Here is an 18,709-nt window from a genome sequence, read left to right on the forward strand (position 1 = left end):
GCGATATCCGGCGGCTCCAGGGTAGCGCTGCCAGCAATCGATTGCTTGATCGCCCCGTTTTAAGCGGCGCCAGCCGCGACGACAAGGATCGGAATCGTCACGCGGGCAGCGCGACGATTTAGCAACACTCCCGATCAAACCGTGTAAATCGAGGCTTAAGAGGCCCATCCGCTATCGCAAATGGACTTGACCCCGCCCGATCCGTGACAGAGTGACGATTGCAATCGATTGTATAAAACGGCGAGAGAGGACTGAGGGATGCGGCTGGAAATTGCGATGGCACGGTCTCGCGGCGCGCACTTCGCGCTCGATGCCACGGGCATCCGACTGAAGCTCCAGCACCCCTGAGGCGCCCAATAGCTGCACTCTGAAATCAGCAGGCCATACGCGTGAGCCGAACGCCGCGCAGGGCTGCCAATCCACGACAGGAGATCACGATGATGACATTCAAGGCGGCGATTGCGCGCATGTTGGGCGGAACGGCCCTCGCGTTGGCGGGTAGCCCGGCGCTGGCGCAGCAGGCGCCGCAGGATGGTGCCGCCAACACACCCGTCGCGGCGGCACAGCCGGGATCGGCCGCCGGCGTGGGTGGGACGAACCAGCCGACCGAGCCTTCGGAGATCATCGTCACCGCACAAAAGAGCAGCGAGCGGCTGAGCAAGTCGCCCGTCGCGGTCAGCGTCGTCGGCCAGGCCGCGCTCGATCGCCAGAACATCACCGCGGTCGCCAACATCATCACGACCGTTCCCAATCTGCAGCTCAGCCAGAACGGCTTCGCGATCCGCGGCATCGGCAGCAACAACAGCTATAGCGGCTATTCGACCGTCGCGACGCAGATCGACGGCATTTACGAGCCGTCGTCGCAGGTGCTGGCGCTCGGCCTGTTCGATACCAGCTCGATCGAAGTGCTGCGCGGCCCGCAGGGCACGGTCTATGGCCGCAACGCCACCGCCGGCGTGGTCAACATCAATACCGCCGATCCGCGCAACGAATTCGGCGTCAGCGGCGATGTGCAATATGCCAATTTCAACGAACTGCAGACGCGCGCGGCGGTCGATCTGCCCGTCGGCGGCGGGCTTGCATTGCGTGCATCCTTCTTCCGCGATGTCGATCGCGGCATCAATGCGCGCTATGCGGCCGACGAGCGCTTCGGCAAGACCGACCGCCTCGGCGCGCGCATCAACGGCAAGTGGAGCCTCACCGACAGCCTGACATGGCGCTTCTCGCTCAATTACGGCCAGAATCGCGGCACGACGCCGCTGATCTTCCTGAGTTCGTATAACGTCTATCCCAACGCCAATCTCACGACGGGCACGTTCGGCCCCGCCACCGTCATCAAGACCGATCAGATCAATCCCGGCATGGATCTGGTCACCGACAACAAGATGGACCTGAAATATTATGCCGCGCGCTCGCGGCTGGTGTGGAACGTCGCCGAAGGGCTGACCGCGACCTATCTGACCGGTTATTCGCGGATCAAGGACAACGGCATCGACGCGGCGACCGGCGTCTATTCGTCGCAGAGCATCGGCACCAAGACCGAAAGCTATTCGAACGAGCTCGACATCAATTTCGATCGCGGCCCGTTCGCACTGGTCGCCGGCGCTTACGCCTATCGCGACAAGGCCTCTTCAGGCGCGACTTTGATCCACGCCGGCAACACCGCGCCGTACCCCTTCAACCAGGTCTTCAATGCGGTCGGGGCGCTGGTGGCGGGCACCGGCAACCAGATCTCGACGATCAACGGCGTCGACGTCGTTACCACGCCGATCGACAATGGCAGCCGCTCGCGCGCGTTGTTCGGCCAGGGCACCTACCGCGTCACCGATACGCTGCGCCTGCGCGCCGGCGTGCGCGCGACGTGGGATACGGTGTTCGCGCGCCAATATTCGAATGTCTGCCTCGGCGGCACGGTAACGCTCGCCAACATCAGCACCAAGTCCTGCCCGACCTTCCAGCTCGCGCTGACTGACGATTCCCAGCGTCCCGGCAAGAAGTTCAGCAAGGTCAACTGGAAGGTGGGCGCGGACTATGATCTGACGCCCGAAACGATGCTCTATGGCACGATCAGCACCGGCTATCGCAGCGGCGGGCTGCAATCGAGCAGCAATCCCGAGCCGTTCACGAGCTACAAGCCCGAGACCGTCACCAATTACGAGGCGGGCGTCCGCAGCAGCCTGATGCACGGCGTGCTTTTCCTGTCGGGCACCGTGTTCAACATGAACTACAAGGATCTGCAGGTTTCGAGCATCATTCCGGTGCCCAACCAGGGACCGGTCGCGGTGACCACCAACGCGGCCAAGGCGCGGTTGCGCGGTGTCGAGCTGGAAGCGTCGTTCCGGCCGACCTCGGCCGATCGCATCACCGGCTTCGTGTCGTTCCTCGACGCCAAGCTGAGGTCGTTCCCGAACGCGCAGGACAACCTGCACACGCCCGACACCTTCTACAACATCTATGCACCGTCGTTCGGCTACGCCACCTTCGGCGCGGCGACCGCGGATTTCTCGGGCAACCGCACGCCGAATTCGCCCAAGTGGAGCGCGCGGGCCGGCTACGCGCACATCTTCACGCTCGCGCGCGGCACGATCACCCCGAGCGTCGATTTCTACGTGCAGTCCAAGACCTACGCCGACGCCGCCAATTATGCGCAGAGCCTGATCGGCAGCTACACCAAGACCGACCTCAACCTGCGCTACGACGACGCCGCGAACCGTTATTATCTCGATCTGTTCGTGAACAATGTCGAGAATGATCGGGTTGCCGACAATGTGGTGACGGTGTGGAGCAGCACGACCACCTCGTATCGCCGCCCGCGCACTTATGGTGTACGCGCGGGGTTCAACTTCCATTGATCTGACGGAGTCGGGATGGCCGGATCGGATGCGGCGCTGCTGAGCCGGCGGATGCTCGGGCGTGACGCGCTCGCGCTCGCCGGCGCTGCATTCGTCACGCGGGCGCTTCCGGCGGCGGTCGCGCCGCCGGTCGATCCGCTCGCGTTCGTCGACCCCGAGCTGCGGCCGACGGCGCGCGTGATCCTTGCGATGATGAACACCCCGCCGCGCGGCGCGACGCTACTGTCCGTCATGCGTGGGCTCGGCGGTCCCCCTCCCGCCCCGCTCGCCGATGTGCCCTGGGTCGAGAAGCGCGTGCCGGGGCTTGCGGGCGCGCCGGACGTGGTCGTCTACCTGATCAACGCGCGCGATGGCGCGACGCGCCCAGCGATTCTCCATACCCATGGCGGGGGATTCATCTCGGGCTCGGCCAAGGCCGAGATCCGTGCCAAGCAGGAACTCGCGCGGTCGCTCGACTGCGTCGTGGTGACGGTCGAGTATCGCCTTGCGCCCGAGACCCGCTACACCGGATCGGTCGCCGACAATTATGCCGCGCTGCACTGGGTTCACGCCAACGCGCCGGCGTTGCGGGTCGATCGATCGCGGATTGCCGTCATGGGCGAGAGCGCGGGCGGCGGCCATGCTGCGCTGCTGGCCCAGATGGCACGTGACCGCGGCGAAATCCCGCTCGCCTTGCAAGTTCTGATCTATCCGATGCTCGACGACCGCACGGGGATTGATCGGCCGGTTCCCCCGCAAATCGGCCGCATCGGCTGGGACCAGCGCGCAAACACCCTTGGCTGGGCATCGTTCCTCGGCGTGCCTCCGGGACGTCACGGGGTGCCACCAGCGGGCGTGCCGGCTCGCACGCCGCGACTCGCCGGGCTCGCGCCGGCTTTCATCGGAGTTGGATCGGTCGACCTCTTCGTCGAGGAGGATATTGCCTATGCACGACGCCTGACCGATCAGGGCGTCCCGACCGAGCTGGTGGTCGCGCCTGGCGCGTTCCACGGCTTCGATGGCGCGGCACCAGAAACCCAGATCGCCAGGCGGTTCACAGCGGCGAAGATCGCTGCCTTACGGCGAACGTTCGACCGCTAGCCGCGCGGTCCGGAAATCCGCCGGCCGATGGTGACGCGGCTATACCGCATGAACGATGATCGAAGTGCCGCGCGCGGCCCGTGCCACGTCCTCGGGAATCAGCGCGTCGATGTGGCGCCACGGGAACGGGTCGAGAGCATCCGCCCGCCGGAGGCGGCATGACATGTCCAACGTCACCGACGAGAGACAGCCCGCACCGGTCCCGTCAGCGTGAAGCCGCCGGCAGCGTCGGCAAGCGGGATCCGGACTCAAGCAACTACGTAGACGCGAGCTTGAATTGTTCGCGCAGCACGTTTTTCTGCACTTTGCCCATGGCATTCCTGGGCAAGCTTTCAACGAAGATTATACGCTTGGGAACCTTGAAGCGGGCAAGCCTCGTCGCGAGGGTGCGAAGTATTTGCTCGGCGTCGAGCGTGGCGTCGCGGTCGCGAACGACGGCGGCGGTGACCGCTTCGCCGAAATCGTCGTGCGGCACCCCGAACACCGCCAACTCCGCGACACCATCCAGCGCGTCCAGCTCCGTCTCGACCTCCTTGGGATAGACGTTGAGCCCACCCGTGATCACCAGGTCCTTGCCGCGCCCCACGATCTCCAGATAGCCGTCGTCGCTGAGCTGCCCCAGATCGCCGGTCGTGAAGAAGCCGTCGGGGTGGAGTTCCGCAGCCGTCTTCTCGGGCATGCGCCAATAGCCGGAGAAGACGTTGGGGCCGCGGACCTCGATCATGCCGATCTCGCCGACCGGAAGCGCAGTCCTGGAGGTCGCGTCGACGACGCGGACCGTCACGCCCGGTAGCGCCGGGCCAACCGTGCCGGGACGCCGCTCGCCATCATAGGGGTTGGACGTGATCATGTTGGTCTCGGTCATGCCGTAGCGTTCGAGAATTCGGTGTTCGGTGCGCTCCTCCCAGGCGCGATGCGTGTCGGCGAGCAGCGGCGCCGATCCGGACACGAACAGCCTGACACCGGCGGTGGCTTCCCGATCGAGGCGGGGATTCGCCAATAAGCGCGTGTAGAAGGTCGGCACCCCCATCATCACCGTCGCGGTCTCAAGCCCGCGCAGCACGGCTTCGGGCTCGAACCTGGGCAACATCCGGATCGTGGCGCCGGCGAGCAGGCTGACGTTGGTCGCAACGAAGAGACCGTGCGTGTGATAGATCGGCAGCGCGTGAAGAAGCTCGTCCGCGGCATCGAACCGCCATTCGCGGACCAGTGTCGCGGCGTTCGACGCGAGGTTGGCGTGGGTGAGCATCGCCCCCTTCGACCGTCCGGTCGTGCCTGACGTGTACAGGATGGCGGCGACGTCCGATCCGCTTCGCGGAACGTCGGCAAACAGCGGATCGATCCGATCCAGCCCATCGAGCAGGCTCCCCTCGCCCCTGCCACCGAGGGTGTCGATCGCGGCGCCGACCGAGGCGGCAAGATCGGTTGCGGCTGCCCTGTTGGCGGGATCAACGACAAGCAATCGTGGTTCGGCGTCACCAAGGAAGTAAGCGAGCTCGGCCGCGGTGTAATCGATATTGAGCGGCAGATAGATCGCGCCCGTCCGCAGGCAGGCGAGATAGAGGATGAGCGCCTCGACGCTCTTCTCGACCTGGACGGCGACACGGTCGCCGGGGCGCACGCCCCGCTCCACCAGCCGGTTTGCCATGCGTCCGCTGGCCGCAAACAGGTCGCCATACGTGAGGGCGCCGTCCCAACCGTTGATGATCGCGGTCGCACCGGCATCCTTCCCGGCGATGAGAATGGCGAAGAGGTTGTCGCTCATTTTTTCTCCATAAGCGCGAGCAGGCGCCGGGCAGAGCGCGATGCCGCATCGGAACGCGCGAGGCGGCGCAGGCGGCTGCTGGCGGCGATCCTGTTGTCTTCGGCGAAGGCCCGGCAATTCGCCTCGACATGGGCCGGATCGTACAGATAGTTGACCATCATGCCGAACGATTGCCTCAGCCCCTTCGGCGAGGTGTCGCCGAGCCAGTCGAGCTGCTCGATACGCGCGCCGTTTCCGAGGTGGAAGCGCGCGACCGGATCCGCAGCCCGCCCCTGCACCATCGTTAGATAACGAGCCGCGGCGCGCATCAGCAGCGGCCGGATCTCGGTCTGGGCGGCGGCATGCGCGTGCCAGCCCGGCGCGCCGAGCCGTTCGACAAGGCTGGCATCGGCGGAATGTGCGCGCGCTTCCTCGCGCAGCCATTTCGCGAAGCCGGGCATCGGAGACAGCGTTACGGCGTTGCGAAGCATCGGCAGCTCGCTGCGGAGCAATTCCATCACCTGCTTGATCAGCGGCCCGCCAAACGGGATGCCTCGCAAGCCATCCTGGCAATTGGAGATCGAATAGAAGACGGCGGTGTTGGCCGTCGCCGGATCGATGACGGGCCGGTCGGGCCGGAGGATGTCGGCGATGCTGACCGGGATCGAGGTGGTGAGAGCGACCTCGACGAAGATCAGCGGATCGCTGCGCATCGCGGGGTGGAAAAAGGCATAGCAGCGCCGGTCCGCCGGTGCGAGGCGCGCGCGCAGCGCATCCCAGCTTTCGATCGGATGCACGGCTTCATAGTGGATCAGCCGGCCGAGGATCTCACCCGAACTGCTCCAGTCCAGGTGATGCAGCTCCAGGAAGCCCCCGTTGAACCAGGAGGCGAACAGATGGACGAAATCGGCGTCCAACGCGGCCAGGCTGGGCTCGTCCCGGCCCAGGCGCAGCAGGGTGGAGCGCATCGCCAGCAACATGGCGGTGCCATTGGGTATTTCGTTCAGGCGGCGGAGGATTTGCTGGCGGCGGGGTTCGGACGCCGCGTGCAGCTCGGCTAACGACCGGGGATCGGGATCGAGGCGAAACGCATCGATCGCGGCGCGCAGCCGCCGTGGATCGGCGTCGTAGCGATTGGACAGCATGGCGAGGAAGTCGCGCTTCTCATCGTCATCGGCGGCGCTGAAGCGGGCATGTATCTCCGCCGCCGTGCGCGATTTCTCGCCGACCGAGACGGGCGCCAGCAATCGCTCGCACGATTGGTCCAAAGGCTCTTCCGGGCGAGCAAGCGCCGCGGCGGTCAGCGCCGCCCAGCAGCCGGACAGTTCCGACGTCCACTTCGCCAACATCGCCAAGCTCCCTTTGCCGCGCCCGAGGGTTCAGGCCGCGTTCCTGCCCGCCTCCGCCAATCCCCGTTCCGCCAGCCATCGCTCGGCTTCGAGCGCGGCCATGCAGCCCATCGCTGCCGAAGTGACAGCCTGACGGAATATCTTGTCGCGGACGTCGCCCGCCGCGAACACGCCGGGCACCGATGTCGCGGTGGAATCGGGCGCGGTGACGGCATAACCCTCGTCGTCGAGCGCGATCTGCCCGCGGAACAGCTCCGTTGCCGGATGATGCCCGATCGCGACGAACAATCCGTCGACCGGCACGCGGTTGATCGCACCGCTGGGAAGGTGGCGGATATCGATCGCGCCGACGACGCGCCCGCCGGCATCGCCAACCACCTCCGTTACCTCGCTGGCCCAGATCATCTCGATACGAGGGTTCGCGAACAGGCGGGCCTGGTTGGTGCGGTCGGCGCGCAGCGCAGCGCGGCGGTGGATCAGATACACTTTGGTGGCGAAGTTCGTGAGGAACAGTGCCTCTTCCACGGCGCTGTTGCCGCCGCCGACCACCGCCACCGTACGCCCCCGAAAGAAGAAGCCGTCGCAGGTCGCACAGGCAGAAACGCCCGAGCCGCGATAGCGCTGTTCGCTGTCGAGCCCCAGCCAGCGCGCCTGCGCGCCGGTCGCGATCACCAGCGTGTCGGCGCGATACGGGGCACCGCTCTCGCCTACCGCCACGAACGGGTGCTGCGACAGGTCGACCGATGCGATCATGTCGGTGACGACGTCGACACCGATATGTCGCGCCTGCGCCTCCATTCGCTCCATCAGCGCAGGCCCCAGCACGGTCACGTCGCCGGGCCAATTCTCCACATCGGTCGTAATCGTGAGCTGGCCGCCCGGCTGGAGGCCCTGGACAAGCACCGGATCGAGCGCGGCACGTGCGGCATAGATGCCGGCAGTATAGCCGGCCGGGCCCGATCCGATGATCAGAAGGCGCGTATGGCGCGTCGCCCCCGTCATGCCGCGGCGCCCGTGCGAAGGTAGCGGATCGCGGCATGGGCCGCAGCCGCGCCGTCGCCGGCGACGCTCGCGAGCAGGGCGGTGGCGCCGCTGCGCACGTCGCCTGCAACGAACAGGCCGGGGCTGGCGGTCTGGAAATCGGCGTCGGCGATGATCGCGCCCCTCGCATCGGTCTCTGCCAGGTCCAATGCGAGGTCGTTGTTGGGGTCGAGCCCAACATAGACGAACAGCCCGTCAGCCCGTTCGCCGCTGCGGCCGCCCGGTCCCGCGAGCGCGACGCGCTCGACCTGCCCCTCGCCCTCGACCGCCACGATCTCGGTCCGCCCGAGGATGCGGACGTTCGGCAGTGCCGTTACCCGCGCGATGGCGGCTTCCTGCGCGGCCGGTTTCTCCCGGTTGTGGACGAGCACGACCGCGGCGGCATGCTGCGCCAGGATCTCGGTCTCGTCGAACGCAGAATCTCCACCGCCGGCAACGATCACGGTCTTGCCGCGAAAGAAGGGACCATCGCACGACGCACAGTGCGAGACACCGCGCCCCTTCAGCGCCTGCTCGCCCGGGACATCCAGGGCACGACGCCGCGATCCCACGGCGAGGATCACCACACGGGCGCGCACGTCCTCGCCCGCGCAGCCAAGCAAGAAATCCTCTCCATCGCGCGCGATCCGCTCGACCGAATTGAACAGAAACTCCGCGCCCGCTTCCTCGGCCTGCTGGAGCAGAAGCGGACCGAGTTCATGGCCGCCAATGCCGTCGGGGAAGCCGGGGAAGTTGCGGATGCGTTCGACGGTCGCGACCTGGCCCCCGGGAGCGAGATGCTCGATCACCAGCACGTCGATGCCCCATGGTGCGGCTGCTGCGGCTGCGCTGAGCCCCGCAACGCCCGCGCCGACGATCGCAAGATCCACGGATCGCATCGATCAGCGCCAGTCGTCGATGCGCACCGAGGTGCGGTAGCCCGCCCCCATGATCTGCCAATAGCCGTTGGTTTCCCCGCCGACGACGACGACGTTGATCGTCTCGCGACGGAACATCGGTATCCACTCGTCGGGCGCGGCTTTGGCATAGGTGGCGAGCGGTTCGACGCCCAGCGTGGCGTTGGGGTAGATATAGTTCTGGACGAGCTGCAGATCCCAATAGCGCTCGGCCGGCATCCGCGCGCTGTCGTGCAGGAAGTCGATCAGCTTGTCCTTGGTGTCGAAGCCGCCACGATCGATGAACTGCCGTGCCGTGATCGGATCGAGCAGCAGGGTCGGCGGCCCGACCACATCGGTGCCGCGCAGCAGATCGGCGACATGCTCGCGCCAATGCCGCGCGCGCAGACCCAGGCTGAACGTGGTCGATCGGCAGCCATAGAAGATGCTGACGACGCTATCGTCGGCGTCGAAGCCCTTCTGAACATGGAGCGGCTCCCACGGGCTCCGCTCCTCGTTCTCGGCGAAGGTTACGCTGCTATAGGCATAGGCGTTGCCGAGCGAGCCCATGAAGGTCTCTCCCGGCACCGATCCGCCCTGCAGGTTCTGCGAGAGCAGACCGTAGGCGCGTCCGATCGTCGCATTGGCATGATTGTAGGGGCCCATCGCGCCGATGCCGGAATTCATACCGATCTCGTGGCGGATCGGACCGTTGACGACCACCATCGCCGCCCCGGAGCTCGATGTGCTGCCGCGCGCGGTGTTGCCCGACGCGGCCAGCGCCAGGATGACCGGGAAATATTCGGGCCTGGCACCGGCCATGACGGCGTTGACCGCCACCTTCTCGACCGTGAATTCCCACAGGCCGCGATTGGGCGTCGGCTGCAACCGACCGACGACCTCGTCGGGCCGGCGGCTGGTGCCGGCCAGCATCGCCGCCACGCGCTCTTCGGTCGGCAGCACGATCGGCAGCTTGTCGGTCCAGTTGTTGTGCAGGAACAGCTCGTGAAGCGCGTCTTCCGTGTCCGGCTCCACCAGACGCGGCGTGGTGCGGGGCAGCGGCGCAGACGATACCGGCTCGGGCAGGCCCTTGGTCAGCCCATCGATGATCTCTCCCATCACCGGCAAACCGGTCAGGGGATCGGGCCCATCGACATAAGCGCGCAGCTGATCGGCGGTGCGGCCCATCACGGGCTGCGGCACGAACACCGTCGCGGCGGCCGGGAGGCCCGCCATCCGCGTCACCGATCGCACGACCCGATCGAACTTGTCGGTGTGGATCGCGACCGTCGGGATGCCATATTTGGTTTCCAGCGTGACGGCGTGGGCCGAGACTGCCGGCGCGCAGGTGCTGCAATGCCCTACGCCCAGGATCGCCGCGTCGCCGTTGGCGCGGATCTCCTCCCACAGCTCCGGATCATCGCGCCCGTAATAGCCATTGAGCGACACGAGCTTCGCCGTCACCGACGGCATCTTCTCCTCGAACCAGGCGACGATCTGCTTGAGCAGCTCGGCCGAGTCGTCGAACCGGCTATCGACCAGATAGACGGTCTTGCCATCCAGACTCTCCAGACGGGGCGCGAGCTGCTTGGCGCTGACTTTCGGGGGATACCCCACGGGGTTGAGAACGCTCAGCTTGGCGGCGTCGCGGGGCGACTGCAAAGACACGGCGAGGTTCATTTGCTTCCTTTCAGCATGGCGATACGGCGTGCCAGCATTTGCGACATCAATACGTCTGTAATTAGATGATTTCAAGATAGATCATTTTGTAACTCTTGCCGTGGCGTGCGGGAGGCCTAGTAAGGTTCGCGAAGGAGTAGTTGATGACAGGCACGCCGGGCGCAGAAGAGACCGCTACCGAGGAGCATCCCCGCCGCTGGCTGAAGGCTGGCCTCATGGCGGATCGCCTCTCGTTCCGCGTCCGAAGCGTGATGGCCCTGCTCGGCGCGCGCGTGACCGAGGCATTCGCACCATATGGCCTGCGACCGGGCTCGTTCACCTCGATGGCGCTGATCTCCGCCAACCCCGGCTCTTCGCAAATCGAGCTTGCCCGCCTCGGCGGACTCGACAAGTCCTCGATCGTGCTCATCATCGATGACCTGGTCCAGCGGGGCTACGCGGTCCGCGCGAAATCGACTGAGGATCGTCGGCGCAGTTCGTTGTTCCTCACCCGCGCCGGCGAAGAGGTGATGGCGCAGATGTACACCGCCGCCATGGCGACCGAGACGTCGATCCGTGCGGAACTGGGCCCCGACGACATGCAGCAATTGTTCGGACTGCTCGATCGCGTCTACGCCATCCTCGAACGCGAAGACCCTCCGATCGACTGATCGGCCGTTCGAAGGACCTCGCAGGACCATCTGGGCACTCTTCAATAGCGTGCACGGATGCCGACCTGGAAACTCCGGCCGATCGTGTCGAAGAGCGTGGGATTGGTACCGGTGTTGCCCGGGGAAGGCGGCGGATCGCGATCGAAAAGATTGTTGATCGCCCCGTAGAATTCGACCTCGGCACGCGTTCCGGGCCGGACCAAATAGCGCAAGCCTAGATTGGTGTAGAAACGCGCGGCGATGCGGTTGCTGGCAATGCTGGTCGCCAGCGTATTGCTATAGCCAGGATCCTCCGGCCCGATCAGCGTCGAGTCATATTTTCCGCGCGGAATGTAGCGATTTTCCACTGTCGCCGAGAATTTGCCGAGTTGCAGCGTCGTCGTCGCGGTCAGGTTCCACTTGGGAACGCCGAGTGCGCCGAGATATTGCTGTCCGGTCTGGCCAGCCCGATCGACCGGGCCCACGGCATCCACCGTGATCAGGTCCTTCACGTAAGAGCCGAGCAGGTTGAAGTCGAGGCTTTTGCCGGCGCCGAGCGGCAGGCGGTAATCAAGCTCGGCATCCACACCGCGCGTGATGAGCCGATTGAGATTGAGCTGCAGCGCGCGAACCTCGGAGATGATGCCGTCGCTGCCCCGGGTGATCAGCGCGCAGAGGTCGGTCGCACCCGCGAAGCAGCGATCGACGATCTGCTGTGCGGCCAGTGCCGCGACAGCGCCCTTGATCGAAATGTCGTACCAGTCGACCGACAGCCGGAGCGGCCGCAGCCAGCCAGGGCCGCCCGGCGTGAGAACCACGCCGCCAGTCCAGGTCGTCGCGACCTCCGGGACCAGATTCGGATTGCCGCCGGTCCGCACCCGCACCGTCGCGTTGACGTTGGTCGTGCGATCGGTAACCCCGCCCGGGGTCGCGCCGCCGGGATTGTAGAGTTCCTGCGCGGTGGGCGCCCGGATATCGCGCGAGCGCGTTCCGCGGAAGCGAACGCCCGTAACCGGTTCGTAGACCAGACCGAGCTTCCATGTCGTCACTTGGCCGCTGGTGCTGTAGTCGGTGTGGCGTACCGCTCCATTGAGATCGAGCAGCTTGGCAAAGGACCAGTCGCGCGCGAGCGGCAAGGATGCCTCGCCGAATATCTCCTTGGTGGTGATCTTCCCGTGATACCGGCCGCCATTGTTATACTGCCAGCCGACCGCCTGTCCGATCGCGTCGGCATCAGCCCGGGTGATGTCCTGGCGGAATTCGAGCCCGGTCGCGACCGAGAGCGGCCCGGCCCACAGCTCGGCAAGGTTGCCGGTCACGCTGACCGCACCGACATGCTGGGTCAGATGCTGCTCGATCCGCGGGGTGCCGAACGCATAATTGCGCGCCGCCTCGCTGAACTGGCCGATGCCGAACAGGTTGAGCGGCTGGCAACCGTTGGTGGGATTGGTCAGGGTCGATCGGCAGATCGGTCCATTCGGCCCTTGCACGACGTCGATCGCAAGATTGAAGTTGGCGATGTTCTTTACATTGCGAACAAGGATCCGGTTATCGCTGCGGCCATATTGATAATAGGCGTCCCATTTCCAGCTGCCGCCCAATGAGCCGCTGAGGCCCGTGGCGATGCGGAACGACTGCGCCTTGCCGTCGGCGTTGGTCGGTTTAAGATCGCGCCCGTCGAGCGTGAAGTCGCCATATCGGCCGAAGGTGAAAGAGGTCGTTCCCGCCGGGATCTGCGCACGCAACGCCTGCGGGATGTAGGGATTGTCGGTGCGGATCGTGAGCGCGCGCTCGAAGAAGGCGGCGCCGCGATTCTGTGCCTTGCTCTGGCCGTACGATGCCGTGACGAACGCCTTGATGTCGTCGGTCAGGTCATAATCGAGATTGGAAAACAGGCTGTAGCGCTGGATCGGAATGCGTAGATAGGGAACCGCCAGCCGCCAGTTACTGCCATAGGTGCCACCCCCGACCATGAACTGGATGTCGGGGAAGGTGCCGTACTGAAAGCGCTGGCTGCCCAGCGATCCGTCGGGGTTGAACTGGAGGCCGCGCAGCGCTCCCGGCCCGTTGACGATGCCTGCAGCCGTCAGCGTCGCTGCGCGGACGTTGGGTGAAATGAAATTGGCGGCCTGGCCGTTGGTGCGGAAATCGGGGTTCTGCACCAGCCCATATTCCCTGGCGCACCAGTCGCGCGTGTAACAGCCCCCGACGGCTTTCTCGTTCGAATATTCGCCGCCGGCAACCAGATGGCCGCGCCCGCCGGCAAATTCGAAGCCGCCGGCAAGCGACACGAGCAGGCTCGATCCATCGCCCTGTTCGGTGATGCCGCGCTGGATCTGCGCCTTGATGCCCTTCAGTTCGCGGTCGAGCAGGATGTTGACCACGCCGGAGACGGCATCCGAACCGTAGGCAGCCGACGCGCCGCCGGTCACGATCTCGGTCCGCTTCACCAGGAGGGCGGGAATGAGGTTGGAATCGACCGCACCCAGGATCGAACTCGGCACGAAGCGCCGCCCCTCGACCAGCACGAGCGTGCGATTGGCACCCAGCCCGCGCAGATCGAGATAGCGCGCGCCAAGATTGCCGCCCGATCCGGTTGCCGCCAGTGCCGTCACCGGAGACGTCGTGTTCCGGAATGCAGGAAGTTTGACCAGCACATCGCCGAGGTTGGTGTTGGCTAGCGCGGTGATCCTTTGCTCTCCAACGACCGTAACGGGCGTCGGCGCGCTGAACCCGGTATTGGCGAGGCGACTGCCCGTCACCACGATCTCCGCCGCATCGGCCGCCGCGTCCGCAACTGGTGGCGATACCGCCGTCTGCTCGACGGTCGCCGCGCTAGGCGCGGAGGCGCGCGCGGCGGGCGCGGTCTGGGCCGGCGCCGCCTGCGCCAGCAGCGCCAACGCGATTGCCGAGGCGGGAGTTGCAGCGCGCAGGGCGCGCACGTCGCGCGTAGTATTCCTCTGTCGAGTCATGATCTCTCCCCTTCGTTCTGTTTGTCTTCGGAGGGATTTGACCGAGAGATCTCGAAGGCCAGGTCCCGTGCGGCGCGCAATCGCGCGCCGCGCCTTCAGGTGGTCGTCTGCTCGTCGAGCTGCCGGACAGCGGCGGCGTAGGGTTTCATCGCGAGCCAAGTGAGCAGGATGCCGATCGGACCGACCACGGCCGCGAACAGCGCCATGGCATAACGAAGCATGGCTTCGTCGTGGAATAGCTGATCGGTGATCAGCGCGATCGCGGTGGGGCCAAAGCCGCCGCCGATTACGCTGATACTGAACAGATAGATCGCGCTGACCTGGCCGCGCATCTCATTCGGCGTGATGATCTGGATGGCGGAATTCTGCCCGGGCGCGCTCATGCCGACCGCCGTCAGGGCGAGCAGACCCAGCGCGAAAGCGAGCCAAGGGTTGGGCATCAGCGGCATGGCGACCGCGAACGGCACCGCCAGGATGTGCGACACGAGGCAGACGCGCAGCATGGCATCGTCGCGCATCTCGCGCATGAAGCGCTCGGCCAACATTGCGCCGAGGAAGAGACCCAGCGGCGTCGAAATGAGCATCATCGCGCCCAGGAGCGGTCCGGCAATCTCCGGCCCCCAGCCATAGGTCCGCTCGAAGAAAGCGGGTCGCCACACGACCATGCCGAACAATTCGATCGAGGCAATGGCGATCCCGAGCAGCAGGGGCACATAGATCCGCCAGCGCGTGCCCACGAAGAGCGCCACCTCGCGGATCGGCGCCTGGCCCTGCACCCGGCGGCCGCGGCGCGCCGGCTCGCGTATCGTCAGCATCATGATCAACGCAAGCAGCAGGCCCGGCACGCCGCAAAGCAGGAAAACGACGTGCCAGCTCTTGATGATGACACCGTTGGCAAGCACGATCGGGGGCATGCCTGCGAGCAAGGCGATCAGCGCACCGCCGATGATGAGCGCACCGCCCTGCCCCGCATTGATACCGAGCTGGTAGATGGCGAAGGCACGCGGCAAACGCTCGCGCGGCACCAGATCCGAAATCATCGACATCGAACAGGGGCCCTTGACCAACTCACCGGCCCCCACGAGCCCGCGTGTTGCGAATAGCTGCCAGAAGGTCTGGGCGAGGCCGCACAGCGCCGTCGCGAAACTCCAGACTGCCAAGGCGGACGTCAGGATCAGCTTGCGGTTCCGGCCATCGGACACGCGCGACATCGGCAACCCGCAGATCATGTAGAAGAATGAGAAAGCAAAGCCGACGAGCAGGCTGACCTGGGTGTCGCTGAGCACCATGTCGCGCTTGATCGGCTGCACCAGCAGATTGATGATGCCGCGATCGATATTGGACATCATCGATACGAGCGCGATGATGATGATCGTGTACCAGGCCCGCAGCGGCGACGGCCATCCGCCCGCGTCCGCCCGCCCATCGGCCTCGTCCGGGGTGCTTTCACCTCGAGCGGTCTCGCCAGCCAGCAGCACGGCTGCCATCACACTCTCCCAATTTCGATCTATTTTAAGATCGTCTATAATTAGACCGAATATGAGCGAGCTGACTCCTTTTGCAACTGATTTTTTGCGCCCGTCCGGGATCTGCTGCGTAAGCGGCTGATAAGGCAGCCGCACTGCCCGCTGAAGGCGGTCTGGATCGTCGCGCGCCCGGCCACCGCATTCTCGTCGGGCGTGAGATAGCCGAGCCGAACCGAGGCATCGGGCGCGAACAGGGTGCCGATGCGTCGCGAGGCGCGCGCTTATTCGGAGCGTTTCGCCGCGCCGATCGCCGGCAGGCCTGGAAGCCTGATCAGATCCTCGATCGCAAGGTTTTGATTGGCGAGCAGGGCCTCGAGCATCGGCTTGAGCTGGCCTAAGGATTCATCCACCGCCTCGCGGACCGTATCGACCATGACCTGGGTGCCGCGCTCGATCTCGACGTTGAGCAGGTCACCCTCCTTCTTGGCGTCAAGCGTCGTCATGCGCCGCGTTTCGGGGATCAACCACACCTCGATCCAGCCCTCGGCGCGGTTCACCTCGGACACGGTCAGGCTGCAGCCGTTGATCGCGATATAGCCCTTGGGAAAGATGTAGCGGCGGAACGCCTCGGGAATGGCGATGCGGATCAATTTGTTGGCATCGGTCGCGGTGATGCTCGCGATCCGCGCGGCAAAATCGATATGCCCGGACAAAGGATGCCCGCCGATCTCGGCGCCCTCCTTGGCCGCGCGTTCGATATTGACCTCGCCGCGCGTGGGGATCCCGCCGAGCGTGGTCACGCGCAGGCTTTGCAGGATCACGTCGAAGCGCGCGCGCACCGGCGAGAGGATCTCGGTCACGGTCAGGCAGACGCCGTCGACCGCGACGCTGGCACCGATCGCCAGTTCCTCGGCGAAACCTTCCGGGAACAGCAATTGCAGCGTGCGCAGCTCGCCCTGATCGGCGATCTCCTCGATCGTGGCGGTGCCCTGAACGATTCCCGTGAACATTTCGATCTTTCCAAGCTGGGCGCACGTGCGCCAGCGCCCCTCTAGGTCGTTGTCCGCGCTTTCGCCAAGCGGTTCAGGCAACCGCGCGGCTGAATTGCGGGCCGGCAATCTCCCCCTCGCCATGCTCTTCCAGCAACGCGAGCAGGCGGCGGCGCATGATCAGGCCTGGGCGATCGGACGGCATGTGCATCTCGATCTTGCGGGCGATGTCGACCGTCGCATCGGGATCGGTCGATTCCAGCACGTCGCGATCCTCCTCGATCACCTCGGCATCCCAGTCGATCAGCTCCTGGGTGGTGCAATCCTCCTCGGTGTCGTTGCGGTAGAGCAATTGCGTCACCTGGATCGATCCGTCGTCGATCGGGGTCGCGCAATTGAAGATGATGTGGCGCAGCCCGCCCGGATATTCGATGTCGAGCCGGCGGCTGAACGGCATGTACCAGGCGTTGCGCAGAAGGCGCGTCGTCCAGGGCTCGCTCGATCCGGTGATGCGCGCCGCACGCGGCGGGTTCGCGATCTTGACGAGCGTGATCGCCTCGAACCCCTCGTCGGTTTCGTTGATCTCGAACTTTTCGGGGCGCGGCTGATCCTGGATGCCGAAGGTGTTGCGGTGGACGAAGGAGAAATGCGCCGCGTCGAACGAATTCTCCATCAGCCGCAGCGCGCCGCAATTCCACTTTTCGTAGAATTGGAAGATGCGGCGATAGCCGGGATCGAAATCCTCGGCGATGTGCGGGATATCGGCCAGCGGCTCATCGAGCGCTACCCAGACATAGCCATAACGTTCGGCGGCATGGAAGGCACGCGCCCGCGCATTGGGAAGCTGCTGCCCTTCCGCGAATTGCGGGATCGCGACCAGCTTGCCGCTGCCGTCATATTCCCAGCCATGATAGCCGCAGACGATGTTGCCGTTCCTGCACCAGCCCTTGGAGAGGCGTGCGGTGCGGTGGCAGCAGCGATCCTCCAGTGCGCGCGGCTGCCCCTCGCCATCGAGGAACAGGACGATCTTCTCCCCCAGCAAGGTGAAGGGCTTGGGCCCATCGGCCAGATCGGCGATCGGCATGATCGAATACCAGAAGCGGCGTAGCACCGGCTGCTTCGTCACGAGCATAAAAGGACCCCTACGAACGGATTGTCATGTGAAAGGTAAAAGGCGGCGGCCGCCGCTCAGCCCTGCATCGCGTTGGCGAGCATGGCGGAAACCTGGCGGCAATAATCGGCGTAGACGGCGGACTGGCGGAATTCGGGCGTGCGTGCGTGGCCCGCATCGACATCCATGACGTCGACGATCCGGCCCGGGCGCGGCGCCATCACCGCGATCCGGGTCGACAGGAACACGCTTTCGTAGACGCTGTGCGTCACGAACATCACCGTGCTGCGCGTGCGCTGCCATATCTCCAGCAGGTCGTTCGAGAGGCGGTTGCGCGTGATCTCGTCCAGTGCCGCAAACGGCTCGTCCATCAGCAGCAATTTGGGTTCGGTGACGAGCGCGCGCGCGATCGAGACGCGCATCTTCATGCCGCCCGACAATTGGCGCGGATAGGATTCGGCGAAGCCGTCGAGCCCGACCAGATCGAGCGCGGCGCGCACCTTGTCGGTGGTGTCGCGCTTGGTCAGCCCCTTGAGCTTGAGCGGCAGGCGCACATTCTCGAACACCGTCGCCCAGGGCATCAGGTGCGGATCCTGGAAGACGAACCCGATCTCGCGATCGGGCTCGCCGCGTGCGTCATGCTGCGCGATCGGCCAGTCGATCGTCCCGCCATTGTGCCCGCCGAGCCCGGCGATGATGCGCAAGGCGGTCGACTTGCCGCAGCCCGAGGGGCCGAGCAGGCTGACAAATTCGTTCTGCCCTACCTCCATGCTGAACTGGCGCAGCGCGATCGTGCCGGTCTCGTAGACCTTGTCGACGCCCGACAGGCTAACCAGCGGCTTCGTCTTCTTCATGGCGACCTCGGCAGGGCGATCGAGCGGGGGCAGATCGACGAAGGATCGGAAATCAGCGGGCTCCATC

Annotated in this window: 13 protein-coding genes; 3 read left to right on the plus strand and 10 right to left on the minus strand. The window is 65.4% G+C overall.

Translation table 11 applies throughout. The features are described 5' to 3' along the window. Positions 1–437 precede the first annotated feature (437 nt). Both AB4Z44_RS12470 and AB4Z44_RS12475 read left to right on the plus strand, forming a co-directional pair. A complete protein-coding gene (locus AB4Z44_RS12470) occupies positions 438–2,852 on the plus strand; it encodes a TonB-dependent receptor (RefSeq protein ID WP_404710020.1) in 2,415 nt (804 codons plus the stop codon). Positions 2,853–2,867: 15 nt separating this feature from the next. After that, positions 2,868–3,932 (plus strand): alpha/beta hydrolase fold domain-containing protein, encoded by a 1,065-nt coding sequence (locus tag AB4Z44_RS12475; RefSeq protein WP_404710021.1) that lies wholly within the window; start codon positions 2,868–2,870, stop codon positions 3,930–3,932. Between the two features lie 256 nt (positions 3,933–4,188). Here AB4Z44_RS12475 and AB4Z44_RS12480 read toward each other — a convergent pair whose 3' ends face one another. The 5 genes from AB4Z44_RS12480 to AB4Z44_RS12500 are packed head-to-tail and all read right to left on the minus strand — an operon-like array spanning position 4,189 to position 10,621. Next, positions 4,189–5,697, minus strand: coding sequence for a malonyl-CoA synthase (locus AB4Z44_RS12480; protein WP_404710022.1), 1,509 nt, complete (start codon positions 5,695–5,697; stop codon positions 4,189–4,191). Continuing rightward, on the minus strand, positions 5,694–7,025 hold the full coding sequence (locus tag AB4Z44_RS12485; RefSeq protein WP_404710023.1) for a malonyl-CoA decarboxylase: 1,332 nt from the start codon (positions 7,023–7,025) through the stop codon (positions 5,694–5,696). The genes AB4Z44_RS12480 and AB4Z44_RS12485 overlap by 4 nt, the downstream gene beginning before the upstream one ends. 30 nt (positions 7,026–7,055) lie before the next feature. Further along, on the minus strand, positions 7,056–8,027 hold the full coding sequence (gene trxB / locus AB4Z44_RS12490) for a thioredoxin-disulfide reductase (protein WP_404710024.1): 972 nt from the start codon (positions 8,025–8,027) through the stop codon (positions 7,056–7,058). Then, entirely contained in the window at positions 8,024–8,944 is a 921-nt protein-coding gene (locus AB4Z44_RS12495; RefSeq protein ID WP_404710025.1) for an NAD(P)/FAD-dependent oxidoreductase, read from the minus strand. The genes trxB and AB4Z44_RS12495 overlap by 4 nt, the downstream gene beginning before the upstream one ends. A 3-nt stretch (positions 8,945–8,947) precedes the next feature. Further along, entirely contained in the window at positions 8,948–10,621 is a 1,674-nt protein-coding gene (locus AB4Z44_RS12500) for a UGSC family (seleno)protein (RefSeq protein WP_404710026.1), read from the minus strand. A 143-nt stretch (positions 10,622–10,764) separates the two neighbouring features. Here AB4Z44_RS12500 and AB4Z44_RS12505 point away from each other — a divergent pair, with 143 nt between their 5' ends. After that, on the plus strand, positions 10,765–11,271 hold the full coding sequence (locus tag AB4Z44_RS12505; protein ID WP_404710027.1) for a MarR family winged helix-turn-helix transcriptional regulator: 507 nt from the start codon (positions 10,765–10,767) through the stop codon (positions 11,269–11,271). Positions 11,272–11,312: 41 nt separating this feature from the next. On the opposite strand, the gene AB4Z44_RS12510 is transcribed toward AB4Z44_RS12505, so the two are convergent. From AB4Z44_RS12510 to AB4Z44_RS12530, 5 genes are all read right to left on the minus strand, one after another. Further along, entirely contained in the window at positions 11,313–14,222 is a 2,910-nt protein-coding gene (locus tag AB4Z44_RS12510) for a TonB-dependent receptor domain-containing protein (protein ID WP_404710028.1), read from the minus strand. Positions 14,223–14,317: 95 nt separating this feature from the next. After that, on the minus strand, positions 14,318–15,709 hold the full coding sequence (locus AB4Z44_RS12515) for an MFS transporter (RefSeq protein WP_404710029.1): 1,392 nt from the start codon (positions 15,707–15,709) through the stop codon (positions 14,318–14,320). Between the two features lie 260 nt (positions 15,710–15,969). Next, a complete protein-coding gene (locus AB4Z44_RS12520; RefSeq protein ID WP_404710030.1) occupies positions 15,970–16,698 on the minus strand; it encodes a riboflavin synthase subunit alpha in 729 nt (242 codons plus the stop codon). 73 nt (positions 16,699–16,771) lie between these two features. Next, entirely contained in the window at positions 16,772–17,809 is a 1,038-nt protein-coding gene (locus AB4Z44_RS12525; protein WP_404710031.1) for a Rieske 2Fe-2S domain-containing protein, read from the minus strand. Positions 17,810–17,865: 56 nt separating this feature from the next. After that, positions 17,866–18,708 (minus strand): ABC transporter ATP-binding protein, encoded by an 843-nt coding sequence (locus AB4Z44_RS12530; protein WP_404710032.1) that lies wholly within the window; start codon positions 18,706–18,708, stop codon positions 17,866–17,868. Position 18,709: the final 1 nt, after the last annotated feature.

Source organism: Sphingomonas sp. MMS24-J13, from assembly GCF_044905095.1.
In the GTDB taxonomy this organism is placed as follows: domain Bacteria; phylum Pseudomonadota; class Alphaproteobacteria; order Sphingomonadales; family Sphingomonadaceae; genus Sphingomonas_I.

What these genes read in the sequence shown, in the direction of transcription:
- AB4Z44_RS12475 (WP_404710021.1), top strand. Translation starts at nt 2,868, where the DNA reads ATGGCCGGATCGGATGCGGCGCTGCTGAGCCGGCGGATGCTCGGGCGT.
- AB4Z44_RS12470 (WP_404710020.1), top strand. Translation starts at nt 438, where the DNA reads ATGATGACATTCAAGGCGGCGATTGCGCGCATGTTGGGCGGAACGGCC.
- AB4Z44_RS12500 (WP_404710026.1), bottom strand. Translation starts at nt 10,621, where the DNA reads ATGAACCTCGCCGTGTCTTTGCAGTCGCCCCGCGACGCCGCCAAGCTG.
- trxB (WP_404710024.1), bottom strand. Translation starts at nt 8,027, where the DNA reads ATGACGGGGGCGACGCGCCATACGCGCCTTCTGATCATCGGATCGGGC.
- AB4Z44_RS12510 (WP_404710028.1), bottom strand. Translation starts at nt 14,222, where the DNA reads ATGACTCGACAGAGGAATACTACGCGCGACGTGCGCGCCCTGCGCGCT.
- AB4Z44_RS12520 (WP_404710030.1), bottom strand. Translation starts at nt 16,698, where the DNA reads ATGTTCACGGGAATCGTTCAGGGCACCGCCACGATCGAGGAGATCGCC.
- AB4Z44_RS12525 (WP_404710031.1), bottom strand. Translation starts at nt 17,809, where the DNA reads ATGCTCGTGACGAAGCAGCCGGTGCTACGCCGCTTCTGGTATTCGATC.
- AB4Z44_RS12530 (WP_404710032.1), bottom strand. Translation starts at nt 18,708, where the DNA reads ATGGAGCCCGCTGATTTCCGATCCTTCGTCGATCTGCCCCCGCTCGAT.
- AB4Z44_RS12515 (WP_404710029.1), bottom strand. Translation starts at nt 15,709, where the DNA reads ATGGCAGCCGTGCTGCTGGCTGGCGAGACCGCTCGAGGTGAAAGCACC.
- AB4Z44_RS12505 (WP_404710027.1), top strand. Translation starts at nt 10,765, where the DNA reads ATGACAGGCACGCCGGGCGCAGAAGAGACCGCTACCGAGGAGCATCCC.
- AB4Z44_RS12495 (WP_404710025.1), bottom strand. Translation starts at nt 8,944, where the DNA reads ATGCGATCCGTGGATCTTGCGATCGTCGGCGCGGGCGTTGCGGGGCTC.
- AB4Z44_RS12485 (WP_404710023.1), bottom strand. Translation starts at nt 7,025, where the DNA reads ATGTTGGCGAAGTGGACGTCGGAACTGTCCGGCTGCTGGGCGGCGCTG.
- AB4Z44_RS12480 (WP_404710022.1), bottom strand. Translation starts at nt 5,697, where the DNA reads ATGAGCGACAACCTCTTCGCCATTCTCATCGCCGGGAAGGATGCCGGT.